The following is a 17,498-nucleotide window of genomic DNA, read 5'->3' on the forward strand; positions in this document are numbered from 1 at the left end:
GATCACCCGCCCCTGACCGCACCCCCGCGAGAGACTGGACCCGTGACCTCCTCCACCCCCTCGTACAAGCCCAAAGAGCTGTTTGCGTCCACCGCGCCGTACTACGCCGCCTTCCGGCCCCGCTACGCGCCCGAGTTCTACACCCTGCTCGCCGACCGATTCGGCCTGGACGGCACCCAGCGTGTCCTCGACCTCGGTGCCGGCCCCGGCATCATCGCCCTCGAACTCGCCCCGCTCGTCAGTGAGGTCGTCGCCGTCGACCCTGAGAAGGGCATGCTCGAAGAGGGCCGCCGCCTGGCCGCCGAACGCGGCATCACCAAAATCACCTGGCGCGAGGGCGACTCCACCACGCTCCCGACGATGGACATCGGGCCCGTGCTCCTCACCGTCATGGGCGCGGCCTATCACTGGATGGACCGTGACCAGGTGGCCCGCGATCTCGACCGGATCATCGACCCCGGCGGAGCGATCGTCCTCGCCTCCGGCGGCGCCCCCGGCGACCTGGAGCCCGCCCCCTGGCTGCAGGTCGTCGACGAGGTCCGTACCCGCTACCTCGGCCCCGACCGGCGCGCTGGCTCCGGCACCTACACCCACCCCAAGGAACGCCACCAGGACGTCCTCGCCCGCAGCCCGTTCTCCCAGGTCGAAACCGCGCGCTGGGACCACACCATGACCCGCACCGTGGACGAGGTCATCGGCTGGATCTTCAGCCTCTCCTACTCCAGCCCCGCCCAACTCGGCGAGAAGAAGGACGCCTTCGAGCGGGACCTGCGCGTGGCCCTCCTCGACTTCGCCCCGTCCGGACGGTTCGACGAGGTGATCCGGACCGAGGCGGTCATCGCCACCAGGCCCTGAGTGACGCTGGAGAGCCGCGGAGCCCCGCTCTACTCGTAGCTGGTGGCTGCGCGGAGGGCTCGGGCAAAGGTCCAGTCTCCGTCAGGGGGGATCTGCTCTCCCCCTTGGCGGTACGCACCCGGGGAGTCGTTCACCCACGCTGCGAGTGCTTCGAGGAAGTCGTCCAGAGTGTTGTTCTCCCACTCGTGGCCACGGGCACGGAACTCTTCGTGCAGGTCACGCAGGAAGGTGACCAGCTCTTCACGGCTGCGCGGTTCGGGGAGCATGGCGACAACGTACCCAGCGTGATCGTTCAGGATCCAGGGGCCATTACAAGATCAGCGACAGAGTCGAACCCGGCGACCGTCCACGGTGGAGCCGCTACGACACCGCCGTCTCGCATGAGCTGCACCTCTGTACAGCCTGCCGGCCGGTGTTGCCCGCTGTCGCGGTCGCCGGATGGGTGACGTTCAGCCGGTCCCAGAGCCCGGACGGCGGGTCCGGAATCCATCCCCACCGAGGTGCCTTGATGTACTCGTCCTCCAGGTGAGTACAAGCCCCTGGCAGGTGCGCGTACCGCGTGGGCGAGATCAGGATGGTGTCCGCAGGGAAGCCCCGCCATTCCCGCCGAATCGGCGACGCGGGCCGCTCCGCCCTGGGCGCGGCGCCGTTCGCCGGGCAGCAGCAGCCCAGTCCCACGATGAGCTCGCATCGTTCGCAGAGTTCTTCCTTCACAGCCCCGCGTCCCCTTACGCCGTGCCGGTCGTCTCGATCCGGTAGACGATCTTCCCATCGAACTCGGCGAATCCCAGCGACTTGTAGAAGGCGCGGGCGACGGGGTTGTCGCGGTCCGTCATCCACTCGACGCGGCCGCACCCCGGGCGCGCGGCGGCCAGGGCCCGGAGTTCGTCCATGAGCCGGGCACCGATGCCCAGGCGGCGCAGGGTGTCGCGAACGTACAGCTCCTTGAGGAACAGGGAGTGCGTGGAGCCCGCCGCCGGCCAGAGGAAAGAATAGGCGGCGAGCCCCACGATGTCCCCGGCCTCGTCCTCGACCAGGAGAGCCGAGGCCAGCGGCGGGGCGCCGAAGAGCGCTTCCTCCACCTGTGCGCGCCGCTCCTCGAAGGGCTGGATCGTGGTCGATCCGTAGAACCGCTCGATCTCCTCGATCAGTTCGGCCACCGCGCGGACGTCGCGCTGCTCGGCAGGTCGGATCGTCACCGTCATGGACAACTCCTCGTTCTTCGTTCGTCGTTCACTTCGCACACCGGCTCCAACGCCCGGCACCTAGACGGCGCTACGGTTCGTCGTCTCATGGGGACTGCGCGGCCGGCTTGTACGCGTCCCACCCGCTCGCCCGCAGGGAGTCGTGGACGTGGCGGATCAGGTACTCCAGGTCCGCGCAGTAGACGGAAGGGTTCCGGTAGCCGCGGGCCGCGCTGAAGCGGTGCGGGAGGTAGCCGCCGCCGCAGACGTCCACCAGTGGGCAGCTCTGGCATTGCGCGGCGAGCGCGGCCCGGCCGTCTGCCCGATGCAGGAGCTTCGGGTGGCGCGACGCCTCGTCGAAGGAGTGCTGGAAGACGTCGAGCCCGAGCCGGGAGGCGCCCTCTTCGACGGAGCGCAGCGTGTCCACGGCTTCCATCGTCCCGTCGGACTCGATCACGACGCTCGTCGGCGGGGCCAGGCCGAGTGTCTCCACCGCACCGCGCACGCCGGAGCTGAGCGCCACGATGTCCTCCAGCATCCGGATGCTGTGCCGGTGCTCGGGCCGGGCGAGCCAGGCGTCGTACACCCGGCTCATCCAGAGCCCGTACTCGGGCATGTCGGGGTTGTCGCGGTGCGGCGGGTCGTCGTGGGTGGCGTGCGGAAGACCGAAGTCGATGACCGGCGGCTCGAAGGACGCGAGGTAGTCGTGGACTTCGACGGGATCGTCGGCCAGGTCCACGACGGCGAGGAGACCGGCGAAGAGGTGCGGCCGGTCCCGCAGCAGATCGATGCCGCGGACGGCGGCCGCGGAGCTGGACCGACCGGTGTGCGTCAGCCGGTGCCGGTCGTTCGCGGCCGGGGGCCCGTCGAGGCTCACGCCGATAACCACGCCGTACTTCTCGAACAGGTCGAGCCACGCCTTCGTGAGGAGCGTCCCGTTGGTCTGAAGCTCGAAGCGGACCTTCACTTCCGCCGGGACGCCTTCGCGTACGGCATCGAGGAGTTCGGACAGGTGCCGGCGTCCGGCCAGCAGCGGCTCCCCGCCGTGCAGGACGACGTGGACGGCCGGCAGGCCGTGCGCAGCGGCGTGCTCGCCAATGCGCCGGCCTGCCTCCCTCGCCACGTCCACATCGAGCCGGACGGGCAGGTGCCGCCACGACTGGTCCTTGGAGTTGAAGACGTAGCAGTAGTCGCAGTCGATGTTGCAGCGGTTCGCGACCTTGAGGATGAAGGTCCGAAAAGGTGCGGTCTCTTCGAGCGAGGTCATCGAGAGTCGATGCTCAGAACCACCAGGGCCAGATGAGAGACGCCGCGTGGGGCCCCTCAGCGAAGCCGTCCGCCTCGGACTTCTCCTCGTCGAGTCGTTGCTGTACGCGGGCGGCGATCCGTTCCAGGACAGCGTTGCCGTGGATGGAGTCAGGGCAGGTGGGCGGCGCGAGCACGGGCGTACGTGACGACATTCAACGCTCCTCGGGGTAGTGGTGCCGATAGCGGACCGGCACCGTGCGACGGCGGTTGAAGCGACAGACCGACTCGGCACCGTAGCAGTGCTGTTGTCGTCGGCGGCATACGGATTCCGGCCAGGTGGCAACGGTGCTATCAGGCTCGTGAGGCGAGCAGCTCTTCGAGCTCCCGCGCCGCCGCGCCGGCTCCGAGCCGCCGGTAGAGGGCGGCCGCGTTCCGGAGGGCATCCTCGGCCGGCGCCTGGTCCGCCGCGGTCCAGTCGCAGCGTCCGATCCCTTCCAGGGCCCGCGCCTCCTCCAGCGGAGAGCGGATCTCCCGAGCGAGGACGAGGGCCTGCTCGAAGTACCCGCGTGCTGCTTCGATGTCCCCGGAGGCGCGCAGCAGGGATCCCCAGTGGTTCAGCGCCTCGGCCTCGCCACTGCGGTCTCCCAGCTCTCGGTGGAGCTCCAGGCTCCGCCGGAACGCCTCGACGGCCTCCTCCCGCTCGCCGAGCGACGCACGGGCGGCGCCCAGCTCGCTCAGGGAAGCGGCCTCTCCGCCGCGGCTGCCGAGATCGCGGAACGCGCTCAGAGCCTCCTCCAGTATCCGGACCGCTTCGGTGGCGCTCCCTGACACGCGCTCCAGCGCCCCCAGGTTGCGGATGCTGTTCGCGCGACCGAACCGCTCCCCGAGTTCGGTGAAGCGTTCCAGCGCCTGGCCGTGCGCCTCCTGGGCACCGACGACGTCGCCCGTCAGCCTCCTCACGACGCCCAGCTCGTTGAGCGCGTACGCCTGGTGGGTCCGGTCGTCGAGCTCCTCGTAGATGTCGTACGCCTCGCGGTGTCGGCGCGTCGCCTGCTCGTACTCGCCCGTGAGGCGGTGTACGACGCCGAGGTCCCTGAGGGAGTTCGCCTCCCCGTACCGGTCGTGGAGCTCCCGGTAGATCGACAGCGCCTCGCTCTGGGCCTCCACGGCGGCGTCGAACCGGCCGGTCTGCCGACGCACCATGCCGAGGTCCGCGAGCGCGTTGGCCTGCCCGAGCCGGTCGCCCACCTCGCGGTAGAGAGCGAGGGCCTCGGTCTGGGCGTGGGCGGAAGCCTCGTTGTCGGCGGTCATGAGCCAGACGATCCCGGCCTGGTTCAGCGCGTCGGCCTTGCCGCGCCGGTCGCCCGCGGCCTCGTACTCCTCCACCGCCTCGTTGAGCGCCTCGACCGCCTCGGGATAGGCTGCCATGAAGCGCCGTACGACTCCGAGCTCGGCGAGCGCCCCGGCGAGGGCCTTGCGGTCGCCGGTGTGCCGGGCGGCGTCGGCGGCTGTCCGGTGGAGCCCGACGGCCTGGTCCCAAGGGCCTGCCTGCCGCAGGAACGGGGCCATGGCGGCGGCCATGCGGATGACGAGCTCGTGAAGGGCGAGACCGCTCGCGCGCCGAATGCAGGCGAGGACGTTGGCCCGCTCGTTCTCCAGCCAGCCGAGGGCCGCCGCACGGGACTCCATGCGCGGGGTCTCCACCGAAGCGGCCTCGTCGGGCCGTGTGGGTGCGACCGCGCCTCTTCGGACGAGGTGCTGGTTCGCGGCGGCGAGAGCGGCCAGGTAGTAGAGGCACACTCGCTGAACGGCCTGGGTCTGCTCCATACTGCTGCCTCCCTCGTCGGCGAGACCGCGGGCGAAATCACGTAACAGATCATGAAGCCGGTACCGGCTCCCCGGATGCTCGTCGATCATGTGGGCGTCGTACAGCGCGTCGAGCTGGCGTCGCGCCTCCGTCATGGTCACCCCACCGAGCGCGGCACCGACATAGGCGTCAAGGTCGGTCCCAGGGTAGAAGCCCAGTCCGCGGAAGAAGCGCCTGTGCTCCTCCTCCATGTCCTGGTACGACAGCTCGAACGTCGCCGCCACCGCCCGCTCCCCGGCCCGCAGCTCCCCCAGCCGATCCCGCGCGGCCAACAGGCGCTCGCGGAGATCCTCCGCGCCCCACGACGGGTGGTGCCGCAGCCGCGCGGCGAGCAGGGACACCCCCAGCGGCAGATACCCGCATAGCCCGACGAGCTCCGCGACCACGTCCCGGTCGAGCGACGCCGCCGGCCGCCCACTGAGCCGTACGAACAGATCGACAGCGTGATCCGCCGGCAGCGCCTCCACGGGCAGCACCACTTCCTCCTGCGCCGCCAGCCGCTTCCGGCTGGTCACCAGCACCAGACAGTCGCCCGCCCCCGGAAGCAGCGGCTCCAGCTGCCGGTAGCTGGCCGCGTTGTCGAGGATGAGCAGCGCCTTCTTCCCCGCAAGACCGCTACGCCACATAGCGGCCCTCGCCTCAGTGACCGCCCCCGCATCATCACCGGCCGGGATCCGCCCCGCAGGCACCCCGGTCGCCGACAGCAACGACGCCAGCGCCTCGCCGGCCTGCACGGGGCTCCGCCCGGTCGTGTGCCCGTTGAGGTTCACGAACAACTGCCCATCCGGGAACCGCTCCGCCAGCACATGCCCGGCGTGCACGGCGAACGCCGTCTTCCCCACCCCCGGCATCCCGTCGATCACATGCACCGGCAGCGCCTCACCACTCTCCTGCGCCGCCCGTACCGACCCCACAAGCGCCGCCAGCTCGGCGCCACGGTCCGTGAACGCCGCGGTGTCGCGCGGCAGCGCCCGCAACACGAGCGCGGCTCCCGGCGGTTCGGCTTCGTTCTGGGGCGCCGACTCGGGCTGCCGCACGGGCGTCCGTGAATCCGACAGGGCGGCCAACACCGTCATCACCACGAGCAGCCCCCCGAGCAGCACGAACGAGAACCAGGCATGCCTCTGCAGCCACCCCAGCCACCCCGGCCACTCCGACTCGGACACCGCGTTCGTGACCAGCCCCACGAGCATGGTCGTCACGACCCCGCCGGCGGCCACGACGGCGATCGAGATCCCGCGTCGAAACCTCATGCGTCAGCCGTCCACCCGCGAAGGGGATGCGTCTCCCCAACTGGCGCTGGCGTGTCACTCATGCGCCCCAGCGTCCCAAGGTCAACCCCCGTCACGAAACCCCCCGAGTTCGCCATCCAACCGCCCAAGGGCATCAGCGGAGACGACCTCGGTCAAGGGCACTGACGCGCCAAGGCCGGTCCGGATCCAGCCTTGCCGAATCACGAGCCAGTCCGCCCAGGAAACTCTGAGACCGCACACGATGAGGGAGCGAGAGCGTGGACGCGTCCGAACTGGCCGAACTCCGCACCACGTACATCTTCGGCCCCGCCGAGGGTTCCACCTGGGGCCTGACCTACGAGGGGATCGAGGCCAAGCTGCATGAGCGGGAGACGGATACGTTCGTCCGTATTGATGAAGGGAAGGAAGGTCCCATTCGCCGGTCCGTCATGCACTTCGGCATCACGGTCGGCGAGGAGGAGCTGGAAGGCATGGCCAAGCTGTCCCCGGAAGGCATCGCCATCGAGGACTGCACGGCCCTTGCCGCAGCGGAGTTCGTCGAGTGGCTGTGGGGCAGCGTCGTCCCGGATGGCAGCAGCATCACCTTCAACACGGAGTGGGGTCTGGAAGCCGACCTGCCCGACGCGCTCGTCCTCCACGTGCCCCGCCCCCGCCTCGTGGCCACCTTCCTCGCTCATCTCGAAGCCACCGGCGGGCTGGACTGACAGCGAGCGTGCTCCCGGGGATCATGGCCACGTGAGCGACATGCGAAGGGCCTGGGCGCCATGACAGAGAAGATCCCCCACGCCTCGGGCGACGAGGCTGTTCGCGAGGCCGGCCCAGTTGGTGCGCCGGTCATCCTGGGCAACGAGCCCGGCTCGTTCGCCTGGAGTGTGCTGGCCAAGCGCCACCCTGCGCTCATCCGGCAAGTGTGGGAGGCCTTCCCGTACGGCCGCCAGCAGCACGAGGCGCTCGACGCCCTGCTGGACGAGATCACCAACGGTGTCGTCCAACCGCTCGACCCCGCGGACCACGACCACGTGCGTTGGGCGGCCTGGGGGCAGGAGCACTTCGGGCGCTCGTGGTACGACGCCCCGTTTCTGTGGGCGGAGAGCTACTTCTATCGCAGGCTCCTCGGCGTGGTCGGGTACTTCGGTGCCGGTCCGTGGCAGGGAGTCGATCCCTTCGCGCCGTTCAAGAAGGCCGAACTGAGAGGCGGCGCGGTGGACGAGGAGCTGCGGGCCCTCGACGCGCTCGCGAGCGCCCCGGCTGAGGAGCGGGCCACGGCCCTCCTGCACGCTTCGCTCTGGGGCAACCGCGCAGACCTCGGCTTCCGCGTCACGGCGGGGGAGTCGGCAGTGGATGACGCCGCAGTCTCGGCCTTGGTTGCCGACGACAGCGCCACACTGTGGGAGCTCCTGCCCGCCGGCACATCGGCCACCGTGGCCGTGATGGCCGACAACGCGGGACGGGAGCTGATTCCCGACCTCGTCCTCATCGACCACCTCCTCGAACACAGGCATGCCGAGCAGGTCGTGCTTCACGTCAAGTCCTACCCGTACTACGTCTCCGACGCGGTGACCGCGGACGTGGTCGACGGCCTCCGCCGCCTCACCGAGGCATCCGGCGAAGCAGGCCGGATCGGCGGCCGACTCTGGAAGGCCATGGCGGCGGAAAGCCTGGAGGTCCGCACCCACCCGTTCTTCTGCGCTCCGCTGCCGTACGAGGAGATGCCCGAGGACCTGCAGAAGGAGTTCGCGGGGGCCGCGCTCACGATCCTGAAGGGTGATCTCAACTACCGTCGCCTGGTGGGCGACCGGCTGTGGCACCCGACCGTGCCGTTCGCCGAGCGCACGGCCTACTTCCCCGGGGCTGTCGCGGCGCTCCGGACCCTGAAATCCGACGTTATCGTCGGCCTGGAGCAGGGAACGCTGGACGCCCTCGAACGGTCCGGGGTTGTTTGGCGTACGAGCGGTACTCACGCGCTGATCCAAGTGCGCCCGTAGATCTGAGAGCGCGGGTCGACTCCGTATCGCTCGGCGACAAGGGATACGACTCCGACCCCAACCGCCGCGAACTGCGCAGGCGCCGGATCCTTCCGGTCATCTCCCGCAGGAGCGCCCCGAACACCGAGGGACCGGGCGAGCTCCGTTGCGGCGTCGAGCAGACCCTGCTCCACCAGTTCAAACGCCTCGCTGTCCGCTGGGAACGCCGTACCGAACTCCACAACGCCTTCATCTCCCTCGTCTCCAGCCCCCATTTGCTGGAGGCGACTCAAGAAGTGGGGCGGCGGACCGGCCTCCCCTCGGAAGCATTCGAAATTCAATCAACGCGCCGTCACTCAATTTCGATCTTGAGATACAGATTGCGAGACTGTCGCGCTTGGGTGACCTTCACAACAGCCCGTCCTGCGTAGATCACACTTTCCTCCTTGTACGATTAGGCGTAGACAGCGTGTGTCGGCCGACCGCCGCGCACCTCAAGCGCAAGCTCCTGGCTACTAGCGCCTCGCGGGCTGGCAGTGAACACCTCAGTGGCATTTCAATGGAGCGACGATGCGTTGGCGTAGGGACCCTTCACGGCGTGCCCTCGTGAAGGAATGTGAGAGTCTGCTCGCCGATCTCCCTGTCCCAGCTCCTTTCAGTGTCGAGGCGCTGGTGCGAAACATGGAGGGCGCGTTGGGGCGTCAGATTCAGCTAGTGCCACTGGATGACGCCGATGGGGGTCTGGGCACGGCATGCGGCCTCCGGGTCAAAGCGCCGGAGTTTACGATCATTCTCTATCGCCGCCGTTCAAGTCGCAATCAAACCGAGCACATCATTCTCCATGAGCTCGCGCACGAGTGGCTGAACCACGGTACCTCCCTGACGGATTCAGAGATCGAGCGATACGTCCCTGAGCGCATTCGCCAGGAAGTCCTTCGACGTTTCCCGTCGGCTCTGGTTCAAGGGCGCGTAGATTTTGGCAGCCCTGAGGAAAAGCAAGCCGAGCTTTCGGCTTCATTGATCAAGCGGCTGGCACGCCGTCAGTCCTTCACGGGAGATGACATGGTCAGCCTCCTGGAGCATTCACTTGCTCACCCAGTCGCTGCTCCACCGCGGCGTCGACTCTAGCCGCGATCGGCTGGCGACTACTGAGGCATAGCTCCTGGCCTTACGACTTCCGCCGTATCGTGCAGTCCACCTATTGACAATCGAGGCTGCGGCCGACTGGCCTTCCGGCCGGCGAAACGTGCAGCCGGGGCAGATACTCACTGGTTCAGTGTTCGACTACATCAAATACCTTACTGCGGCCGTGATGACCCTCATCGCCGTATGGCGATTCCCTGCAGTTCGGTACGCCGACGCTCACCGCCGGGCGCTCTGGGGCGGTTACGCGGGATTCGCCGTAGCGCTCTGGCTCTACACGCCAGCAGTAATGGATGCGGTGGATCGCATTCCTGTGGTGGACCTGAGCGCCCTACTCAGGCACTTTGCCAGTACCGCAGCGATCATCGCGGCCCTGACCTACGTCGCCACCAGCTACGGGAAGAGCTCGGAGACGGTCGTACCCCGGCACGTAGCGGTCTCCCGCTGGATCGCCCGCGCGTCCTACGGGACGGGAGCGATAGGCGTCACTCTGCTCACGGTCCTGTTTTTCACGGTGGTGGACCGCGACAAGCCGAGCCAGAACTTCCTCATCGACCACGCTGGGCAATGGGGAGTCTCGGTCTACATGACCGTGTTCTACTTCTTCCCGCTCATCACGACCGCAGTCTGCGGCTACCAGTGGACGAGGGCGGCGCGACGGGTCGAGGACACGAGCATGCGTATCGGGCTGGGCTTGATGGGGATTTCCATGTGGATGGGGCTGACCCACACATTGGCGCGCATCGCCATCCTTTGGGCTGCGGTCGCGTTCCCTCTAAGCCCCTCCATGGTCCGGCTCCTGGTCGATGCCACAGTGATATGGATGAACCTGCTCTTCCTGATCGTTGCCGTAGGTGCGAGCATTCCCACCACCCGCGCGGCGGCGGCCCGGTGGAGAACTTGGCGCACCCTGTACAGGACTTACCCGCTCTGGTTCGACCTGGTGGACGCGTTTCCCGGGACGAGCCTGTATCCACCAGGGCGGCGCCTCGCTGAGCTTAGGCACATACGCGTCCCCATCGATGTTCGCCTGGACCGATGGACTCAGGACATTGCTGACGCTTGCGAGAAGCTGCGCTATTACGCTCCGCGGGACTTGATGTTCGCCGCCGAGGACATCACTGCATCGCACCCCGACCCTGAGCCAGCCGCGGAAGCGTACTGGATTAAGGCCGCACTCCAGGCCGCTGACAGCTCGCAAGCCAACCCGTACGCCACTGCCCCCCTGAGAGAGAAGCCGTTCGTGGACACCGATAGTGAAGCGGCGTGGCTTGCGCGAGTCAGCGCGGCTTATTTGCATATCACCACGAATCAAGCTCGGGAGCTTCTCCTGCACTGCATGCAGGTGGAATCCGAACCGGGTCTCTAGCCCGCTCTTAGATTCACAGCCTGGTTTCTCGGTTTAAGCACTATTTCCTGGCGAGCGAAACAGGCTGCATAGCGATCGTGATGGCGGGCCGGTGAGTGAGATTTGGCACCGTCCGCCGCATGAACTGGGCTGGTATCGTGGGTCATGCGGACTGATAGGTCTTGCTCCGCCTCGTAAGTGCACCCCCGGCCTGCGACGCACCTCTACTCCCGTCGCCACATGTAGCCGGGCAGTGACGCTATCCGGTCTGGATGGGCGTCCGAAATCTCAGCAATCTGGAGTTCTCGCATGTCCAACCGCCGCACGGGCCTCATCCTCGATTTCGGAGGCGTTCTCACCACTCCGCTGCTGCCCGCAGTGCTCGCGTTCGAGCAGCGCGAGGGCCTCCCCCAGGGCGCCTGTCTCACGGCCCTGTACAAGGACGAGGAGGGCGTCCGGATCACCAGCGACCTCGAGCGCGGAGCGGTCTCCCAGACTGAGTGGAACGAGTTCGCCGGCAAGATGCTGGGCGTGCCAGCTGACAACCTGATGGGCCGGATCTTCGGCGACCTTCGCCCCGAGCCGCTGATGATCAATGCGGCTGCTGCGGCGAGGCGGGCCGGGATCAAGGTGGGCATCCTGTCCAACAGCGTGGGACTCACCCCGTGGGACCTGTACGCCGGCTACGAGCTTGAGCGGCTGTACGACGTCGTGGTGATCTCCGAGCAGCACCTGCTGCGCAAGCCTGACCCGGAGCTCTTCGAGATCACGCTCAAGCTCATGGAAATGCCCGCCGAGGAGTGCGTCTTCGTCGACGACACCGAAGCGTACGTTCAGGTAGCAGAGCAGCTCGGCCTCGCAGGGGTGCACAACCAGGACCCCCGGCAGACGGTGGCCACTCTCTCCGAGATGCTCGGCGTGGACCTTACGGCGTCGTAGACCGGTGCCAGACGCGCGGCGGTCCGACCGGTCTCGATATCGAAGTGAGCCGCCGACTCTGCTGTCCCACACCTCGGTACAGCAAACTCGCCCAGGGCGTCGACGCTCGCCCGCCTGGGCGGGCGGTCATGGCGGCAGTGGACGCGGAGGGTGAGCCAGCCCCCGCCCTCGGCGCTGGAGCGCCATGAACACAAACAGCGAAGGGACTACGGCGATACCCCGGCAAGGGGTATCGCCGTAGTCCCTTCGCTGTTTCGGCCACTTACGCGGCTGCGACACAGCTCGTACCGGCCCTGGTGCACGCGCGGTCGATGCCAGTATCAGACGCCAAGCCGACAGAGCGGAAACGCCTCATACGGGCCCAGCTCCGAGGAGCACTCGCCGACGGCGTCACTGCCCGTCCTGCACCTCGGGCAGCTTGTGCTTCAACTCTCCGACGAGCTCGTTGATCTTGGCCATCATCTCGGCAGACAGGCCCCCGCCGTTGCCGCGGGCAGCCAGGCCGAGGATCTGCCCCCTGTGAATGGAGCCGAGGAAGCGGAGTGCCTCCAGGAATTCGCGGGCCGCGGGGTCGACCTCGGCATCGTCCTGGAAGAGGGCCGCGTCGACCTGAAGCGCCTCAGCTAGGCCGGCACGCACCACATCAGAAGCCTCCGTGGTGGCGCCCGCACGAAGGGCGGCGATGTCGTCGTCGGTGACGGCTGCCATGCCGGCATGCTCGTTGACGATCCGCGCAATTTCCTCATCGGAGGGTGCTTCTTGGCCAATGTATCCGTGCTGCAGGAGATAGTTGATCTTCTCTCCCACCGTGCGGGGTGCGGACGCATGCTCGTCGCGCGAGGCCGTGGGGCGAAGCCCGAACGAGCAGTCCTGGGCGGCCAGCAACTCCTCTTCGGTCACCCCGTACGCCTGTGCGAGCGGTTGCACGTAAGCATCACTGAGCCGGCGCCGGCCGGATTCGGCGTTGCTCACCGGTACGCGGCTCGCGCCGATGATCGCAGCGGCCTGCGCGACGCTGAGGCCGGCGTCGCAGCGCAGGAGCTGCAGGTCCGGCGGACCGTCGTGGGGGAAAAGGACATCAAGCGACTGACCGAGCGCCACTGCGATTGCGGGGAGCTTCTCGCCCTTGGGGAAGTCCTGGCCGCTCTCCCACCGCGCGACCGTGGGGGCGCTGACGCCCACCATCTCGGCCAACTCCTTCTGATGGAGGTCCTTGCCTCGCCGGACAGCACGCACGCGGCTGCCGTCGAACTGACGTGGCACATGAACTCCTGCGGGGTGGCGATCGGGCCGGTGGTGGCGGCCTCTAGGGCAACTGTAGCCCAGGCTTGATACATCTGCGCAAGTGACGTACGTTTCCGTATCGCACCTGCTGGCCGGGCTCCGGCTCTCTATGGTGCCAGCCCTGGGGGACCCCTATGCATGTTGCGTTGTCGCGGCCATCCGCGCAACGCGCCGTCGGATTCGGTACCAGTCGTTGCCAGCCGGTCGCGGGAGCACTCTCCCGCGACCGACTGTCGCGAGCCGGGTGCGACCTGTAACGAGCTAGGGATGGACTTGCCGCAGGTGTCTACGTATGTTCGTCGTCCCTCGCCGGGCGGCGCCCCGGGGAGGGGTGGAACGAGCATTAGAGAGGAGGTGGGACGAATGCGAGCGCACGGCCCGTGACATGGCTCGGCAATGAAAAACCGGCGCCCGGGAGCTACCAACTCCCAAGCGCCGGGCTGGCACCCCGAGAGGTGCCCATACGCATCACGCGGGCGGCGGGGCTTTTGCACGAGAACCGCCGCACCGCGCTCCTACGAAAAACGGAGTATCGCATGCTCGCCATGCCGAGCGGAACCCTGGCCTGCCCGGGTACCGACCGCCAGCACCGCCTCGCGGCCCAGCTCGCCGCCATGATCCCGGGCGCGGCCACCATTCGGGTCAGCCTCAACGACCCGAAGCAGAGGTGGCCCCACCTGCACGCCACCGTGACGGACGAGGCCGGGAAGACCCTGGAGCCGAACCGTACGACCGTCAGGGTCGCCGCCCGCTGGATCCTGCGAGTCTGGCCGGAGGCGAACTGGGACCGGCCGCACGTCTTCGACCTCTCCGATGCCACTCTCACTCGCAGCGACCTGGTCGCCGCCGGTCGGGGCCGCTGACATGGCGCGGATACGAACCATCAAGCCGGAGGCATTCTTCTCCGAGTCGCTCGCCGAAGTGCGCGTCGAGGCCGAGCGGACCTTCTTCGGACTGCTCACCCAGGCCGACGACCACGGTCGCCACCGCGACAACGCCGCGATCATCGCCGGGCTCCTCTGGCCCCTCCGCGCCGAACACACCTCGGTCCACGTCGAAGACGACCTCAACCAGCTCGCGACCGCCGGCCTGATCTGCCGGTACACCGGCTGCGACGGCCGCCGGTACCTCCACATCGTGACCTGGTCCGACCACCAGAAGATCGACAAGCCGAGCCAGTCGCGCCTGCCCTCCTGCCCGCAGCACCAGGCCGCCGACCGGTGCGCCCCCTGCAAGGGCTCCTGCACCAAGCGGACCGAGGGCTCGTCCACCGCTCCCCGAGGACTCGCCGAGACCTCGCCGAACGCTCCCCGAGCCCTCGACCTGCCCGCCAAGACCACCTCGACGCCTTCCGGACACGCGGGTGGGGCCTCTGCCGACCGGCAGGAAGTCGCCGACAGCGGGGGCGGTGCCCTTAGTCAGACCGGAACGAAGAGCGCAGGTCAGGGGGCACTCTCCGAGCACTCCCCGAACCTTCCCCGAAGCCTCGGAGAGGGCTCGGCGCCTGGATCTAGGATCTTGGATCCTGGATCTCTTGTCCCTACGGGGCGCACGGCGCCCGCAGCCAGCGTCTCGGCCAACCAGCTCGTCGGCGAGTACGTCGCCGCCTGCGACGAGCGCCCGCCCAGCGACGTGATCGGACACCTCGGCCGGATCACCAAGAAACTCCTGGGCGAAGGCATCGCGTCGGAGCACATCCGTGCCGGGCTGGCGAATTTCGCGGCCAACCCCAAGCACCCGAGCGTGCTGACCAGCATGGTCAACGAGGCCATGAACGCCCGCTCCGGCGGTTTGGCTCGGCCGGGAATCCGGCCTAACGTGCCCGCCCATCAGGCGTGGACCAACCCGTCCAACGCCGCTGCCGCCTACGCCGAGGAGCTGTGATGCGCACCCGTCACCGCGAACCGCAGACCCTCGGTGAGGGAACCCTGGACCGGATGGCCCGGATCCTGGCCGCCCGCAACATCGACCCCGGCACCGTCGCCGCACCGGCCCAGGAGCCCGAGCCCTTCTCCCCGCTGGAGGCACTGTCGGCCGGGATGCCCCCGCGCTACCGGGCCGCCGTCGCCGATCACCCCCAGGTCCTGGCCTGGGTCCGGACCGTCGCCGAGGCCGCCGTCGCTCCCAACCAGGGAGCCAGGCGGCAGGTCACCACCGGTCCCAGCCTGCTGATGGCCGGCGTCGTCGGCGCGGGCAAGACGCACCAGGCGTACGGCGCGGTCCGGCAGCTGGTGCAGAGCGGGGTTGGCGTGCGCTGGCGTGCGACCACCGCCGCCGACCTGTACGCCGACCTGCGGCCCCGGCCCGGAGCCGACAGCGAGCGGGAGCTGGCCACCGTCAGCCGCTGCCCGCTGCTGATCATCGACGACCTCGGCGCGGCCAAGGCCAGCGAGTGGGTCGAGGAAGTGACGTACCGGCTGATCAACCGCCGGTACAACTACGAGCTTCCGACCCTGATCACCACCAACCTGGCGATCAGGGACCTCCGGGCCCACCTCGGCGACCGCGTCGCCTCCCGGCTCGCACAGATGACCACCCGGGTCGAGTTCGAGCAGGTCGACCGCAGACGCCCCCGCCTCGCGGCCTGACCGCTCCAGGCCGCCACGCCGGGCCGCGCCTTCTGCGCGCCGCCCCGAGCCCTTCCCCGACCCAGCGCGCCTCTCCGCCGACGCCCCGCGCGCGGAGAGCGATCGGAGTACCCGCATGACCAGCACGACGCACAGCCCTGTCCGCCACCGGTCGCTCGGCGACCACACCTGGCGGGACCAGGCCGTCTGCCAGAGCACCGAGTACAACCCGGTGGACCCCGAGATCTTCTTCCCGGACCCTGATGAGACCGACAAGATCACCGCAGCGAAGGCGCTGTGCGGCCAGTGCCCGGTCCGCCGCGTCTGCCTGGACGCCGCTCTGGAAGCCGGCGACACCGACGGCATCCGAGGCGGACTGACCGAGGAGGAGCGCGGACCTCTGCACGAGAAGATCGCCCACCGCCTCGACTACAGCCGCGTCAACGACACCATCGCCGGTCGCGACATCCACCTCACCAAGGCCGAGCGCCGCGCGGTCATCCGCGCCGCCTACCGCCACGGGGTGACCGAGCAGCGCCTGGCCTGGCTCCTCAAGATCACCGAGGAGCACGCACAGAAGCGGTACCGCGAACTCCGCCGCGCCCTGCGCAACCGAGACCTGAACCAGGCCGAGACAGCCACCGCCTCGTCCGAGGCCGGCGGCGAGCACCTGAGCCGCGACGACTTCGGGACGGCGGCGTGATCGCCACGACCGCGCCGAAGACGGCGCACATATCCGGCTGGGACCGTACGGTCGTCATCGCCCTCGGCGGCGCGGGATGCGCGCTGTCGTACGACGCGCTGCAGCAGATGGCCGTCGCCATCCACATCCGAGGCTTCCTCACCTACCTCTTCCCCCTGGTGATCGACGGGTTCATCGCCTACGGCGTCCGGGCACTCCTGGTCCTCCGCGACGCGCCGCTGCGCGCCAGGCTCTACGTCTGGACGCTCTTCGGCACGGCCACCGCCGCCAGCATCTGGGCCAACGCACTCCACGCGGTACGGCTCAACGAGGACGCGGTCGCCGGCACCGGCCTCCGGCTCGGGGACACGGTGGTCGCGGTGCTGTCCACCATCGCCCCGCTCGCCCTGGCCGGAGCGGTCCATCTCTACATCCTCATCGCCCGGGGGCCGGTCAAAGGCAGTGACCGCGAGGACCTCGGTCACCTCGGTCACCCCGGTCACCTCGGTCAGGGTGACCGGCGCGCCGCCGTCGAGGTCACCCGGACTGACCGGGTCGGTCAGAACCGGTCGGCGGTCGGTCAGGGCAAGGCCGGTCAGCCGGTCACTGCCCTGACCGGCCAGCCGCCGCTGTCCCTGGACAAGCAGGCTCCTGCCTCCCGGTCACTGACCGGGGACAGCGCCCCGGTGGGCAGCAGCAACCCGGTCACCGACGACCGAGGCCAGTCGCACGAGGCTGCTGACCTGCCCGGACAATCGGACACGGCACGGCCAGTCACTGACCGCCCCGAGGACACCGCCCCGGTCACCGGCGACCAGGACACCCCGGCGGCGGTCACCACCCCGCCGGTCACTGACCGAGAGGCCCGGACACCCGGTGACCGACGGCCCGACCCGGACACCGAGGAACTGCTGAAGATCGCCCGGTCAGCGGTCAGGGCCGAGGACAAGTTGACCCGCAAGGTGGTCGCCCAGGCGATCCGCGGTCAGCAGATCCCCCTGTCCAGCGACACCCTGACCGCCCTGATGGCCCAGCTCCGCGCCCAGCACGGACAGCCGGTCACCTCCGCCCGGAACTGACCGGACACCACGGAGCGGGTGACCGAGCCGGTCACCCGCTCCGGACACTCGCCCCGCCCCCCTCCTGAGCAGAAGCGGAGAACAC

Annotated in this window: 17 protein-coding genes; 11 read left to right on the top strand and 6 right to left on the bottom strand. The window is 68.7% G+C overall.

Features of this window, described 5'->3' with window-relative positions; all coding sequences use genetic code 11:
• The first annotated feature begins 42 nt into the window (after nucleotides 1-42).
• Entirely contained in the window at nucleotides 43-855 is an 813-nt protein-coding gene (locus tag MRBLMG1_RS36585; RefSeq protein ID WP_367828475.1) for a class I SAM-dependent methyltransferase, read from the top strand.
• A 29-nt stretch (nucleotides 856-884) separates the two neighbouring features.
• Here MRBLMG1_RS36585 and MRBLMG1_RS36590 read toward each other — a convergent pair whose 3' ends face one another.
• The 5 genes from MRBLMG1_RS36590 to haaT all read right to left on the bottom strand — a co-directional run bounded on the left by MRBLMG1_RS36590 (nucleotide 885) and on the right by haaT (nucleotide 6,407).
• Nucleotides 885-1,121 carry a DUF7660 family protein gene (locus tag MRBLMG1_RS36590; RefSeq protein ID WP_367828476.1) on the bottom strand — a complete coding sequence of 79 codons (237 nt, stop codon included), beginning with the start codon at nucleotides 1,119-1,121 and terminating at the stop codon, nucleotides 885-887.
• 462 nt (nucleotides 1,122-1,583) lie between these two features.
• Nucleotides 1,584-2,060, bottom strand: coding sequence for a cyclophane-containing RiPP N-acetyltransferase HaaN (gene haaN, locus MRBLMG1_RS36595; RefSeq protein WP_367828477.1), 477 nt, complete (start codon nucleotides 2,058-2,060; stop codon nucleotides 1,584-1,586).
• Nucleotides 2,061-2,145: 85 nt separating this feature from the next.
• A complete protein-coding gene (locus tag MRBLMG1_RS36600) occupies nucleotides 2,146-3,306 on the bottom strand; it encodes an FxsB family cyclophane-forming radical SAM/SPASM peptide maturase (protein ID WP_367828478.1) in 1,161 nt (386 codons plus the stop codon).
• A gap of 13 nt (nucleotides 3,307-3,319) precedes the next feature.
• Nucleotides 3,320-3,499 carry a HaaA family cyclophane-containing RiPP peptide gene (gene haaA, locus MRBLMG1_RS36605; protein ID WP_026058169.1) on the bottom strand — a complete coding sequence of 60 codons (180 nt, stop codon included), beginning with the start codon at nucleotides 3,497-3,499 and terminating at the stop codon, nucleotides 3,320-3,322.
• A gap of 139 nt (nucleotides 3,500-3,638) precedes the next feature.
• Complete coding sequence (gene haaT / locus MRBLMG1_RS36610) at nucleotides 3,639-6,407, bottom strand: cyclophane-containing RiPP biosynthesis TPR protein HaaT (protein ID WP_367828479.1); 2,769 nt, start codon at nucleotides 6,405-6,407, stop codon at nucleotides 3,639-3,641.
• A gap of 257 nt (nucleotides 6,408-6,664) precedes the next feature.
• Between haaT and MRBLMG1_RS36615 the strand changes: the two genes are divergently transcribed.
• The 5 genes from MRBLMG1_RS36615 to MRBLMG1_RS36635 all read left to right on the top strand — a co-directional run bounded on the left by MRBLMG1_RS36615 (nucleotide 6,665) and on the right by MRBLMG1_RS36635 (nucleotide 11,801).
• Entirely contained in the window at nucleotides 6,665-7,111 is a 447-nt protein-coding gene (locus MRBLMG1_RS36615) for a hypothetical protein (protein ID WP_367828480.1), read from the top strand.
• 60 nt (nucleotides 7,112-7,171) lie between these two features.
• Nucleotides 7,172-8,392 (top strand): damage-control phosphatase ARMT1 family protein, encoded by a 1,221-nt coding sequence (locus MRBLMG1_RS36620; RefSeq protein WP_367828481.1) that lies wholly within the window; start codon nucleotides 7,172-7,174, stop codon nucleotides 8,390-8,392.
• Between the two features lie 672 nt (nucleotides 8,393-9,064).
• Entirely contained in the window at nucleotides 9,065-9,499 is a 435-nt protein-coding gene (locus tag MRBLMG1_RS36625; protein ID WP_367828482.1) for a hypothetical protein, read from the top strand.
• Nucleotides 9,500-9,647: 148 nt separating this feature from the next.
• Nucleotides 9,648-10,883 (top strand): MAB_1171c family putative transporter, encoded by a 1,236-nt coding sequence (locus tag MRBLMG1_RS36630; RefSeq protein ID WP_367828483.1) that lies wholly within the window; start codon nucleotides 9,648-9,650, stop codon nucleotides 10,881-10,883.
• A gap of 288 nt (nucleotides 10,884-11,171) precedes the next feature.
• Nucleotides 11,172-11,801 (top strand): HAD-IA family hydrolase, encoded by a 630-nt coding sequence (locus MRBLMG1_RS36635; RefSeq protein WP_184930811.1) that lies wholly within the window; start codon nucleotides 11,172-11,174, stop codon nucleotides 11,799-11,801.
• A 390-nt stretch (nucleotides 11,802-12,191) separates the two neighbouring features.
• On the opposite strand, the gene MRBLMG1_RS36640 is transcribed toward MRBLMG1_RS36635, so the two are convergent.
• On the bottom strand, nucleotides 12,192-13,064 hold the full coding sequence (locus tag MRBLMG1_RS36640) for a helix-turn-helix domain-containing protein (protein WP_367828484.1): 873 nt from the start codon (nucleotides 13,062-13,064) through the stop codon (nucleotides 12,192-12,194).
• A gap of 557 nt (nucleotides 13,065-13,621) precedes the next feature.
• On the opposite strand from MRBLMG1_RS36640, the gene MRBLMG1_RS36645 reads away from it, so the two are divergent.
• The 5 genes from MRBLMG1_RS36645 (at nucleotide 13,622) to MRBLMG1_RS36665 (ending at nucleotide 17,413) form a co-directional block, all read left to right on the top strand.
• On the top strand, nucleotides 13,622-13,948 hold the full coding sequence (locus tag MRBLMG1_RS36645) for a transcriptional regulator (RefSeq protein ID WP_367828485.1): 327 nt from the start codon (nucleotides 13,622-13,624) through the stop codon (nucleotides 13,946-13,948).
• 1 nt (nucleotide 13,949) lies between these two features.
• The gene (locus tag MRBLMG1_RS36650; RefSeq protein WP_367828486.1) at nucleotides 13,950-14,969 is read left to right on the top strand and encodes a hypothetical protein; all 1,020 of its coding nucleotides are present in this window, start codon (nucleotides 13,950-13,952) and stop codon (nucleotides 14,967-14,969) included.
• Nucleotides 14,969-15,673, top strand: coding sequence for an ATP-binding protein (locus MRBLMG1_RS36655; RefSeq protein ID WP_367828487.1), 705 nt, complete (start codon nucleotides 14,969-14,971; stop codon nucleotides 15,671-15,673). Before MRBLMG1_RS36650 ends, MRBLMG1_RS36655 begins: the two co-directional genes overlap by 1 nt.
• Before the next feature lie 115 nt (nucleotides 15,674-15,788).
• Nucleotides 15,789-16,355: a WhiB family transcriptional regulator gene (locus MRBLMG1_RS36660; RefSeq protein WP_367828488.1), complete on the top strand. Its 567-nt coding sequence runs from the start codon at nucleotides 15,789-15,791 to the stop codon at nucleotides 16,353-16,355.
• Nucleotides 16,355-17,413 carry a DUF2637 domain-containing protein gene (locus tag MRBLMG1_RS36665; RefSeq protein WP_414721722.1) on the top strand — a complete coding sequence of 353 codons (1,059 nt, stop codon included), beginning with the start codon at nucleotides 16,355-16,357 and terminating at the stop codon, nucleotides 17,411-17,413. The genes MRBLMG1_RS36660 and MRBLMG1_RS36665 overlap by 1 nt, the downstream gene beginning before the upstream one ends.
• Nucleotides 17,414-17,498: the final 85 nt, after the last annotated feature.

This window comes from Streptomyces sp. LMG1-1-1.1 (assembly GCF_040815545.1).
Lineage (GTDB): Bacteria > Actinomycetota > Actinomycetes > Streptomycetales > Streptomycetaceae > Streptomyces.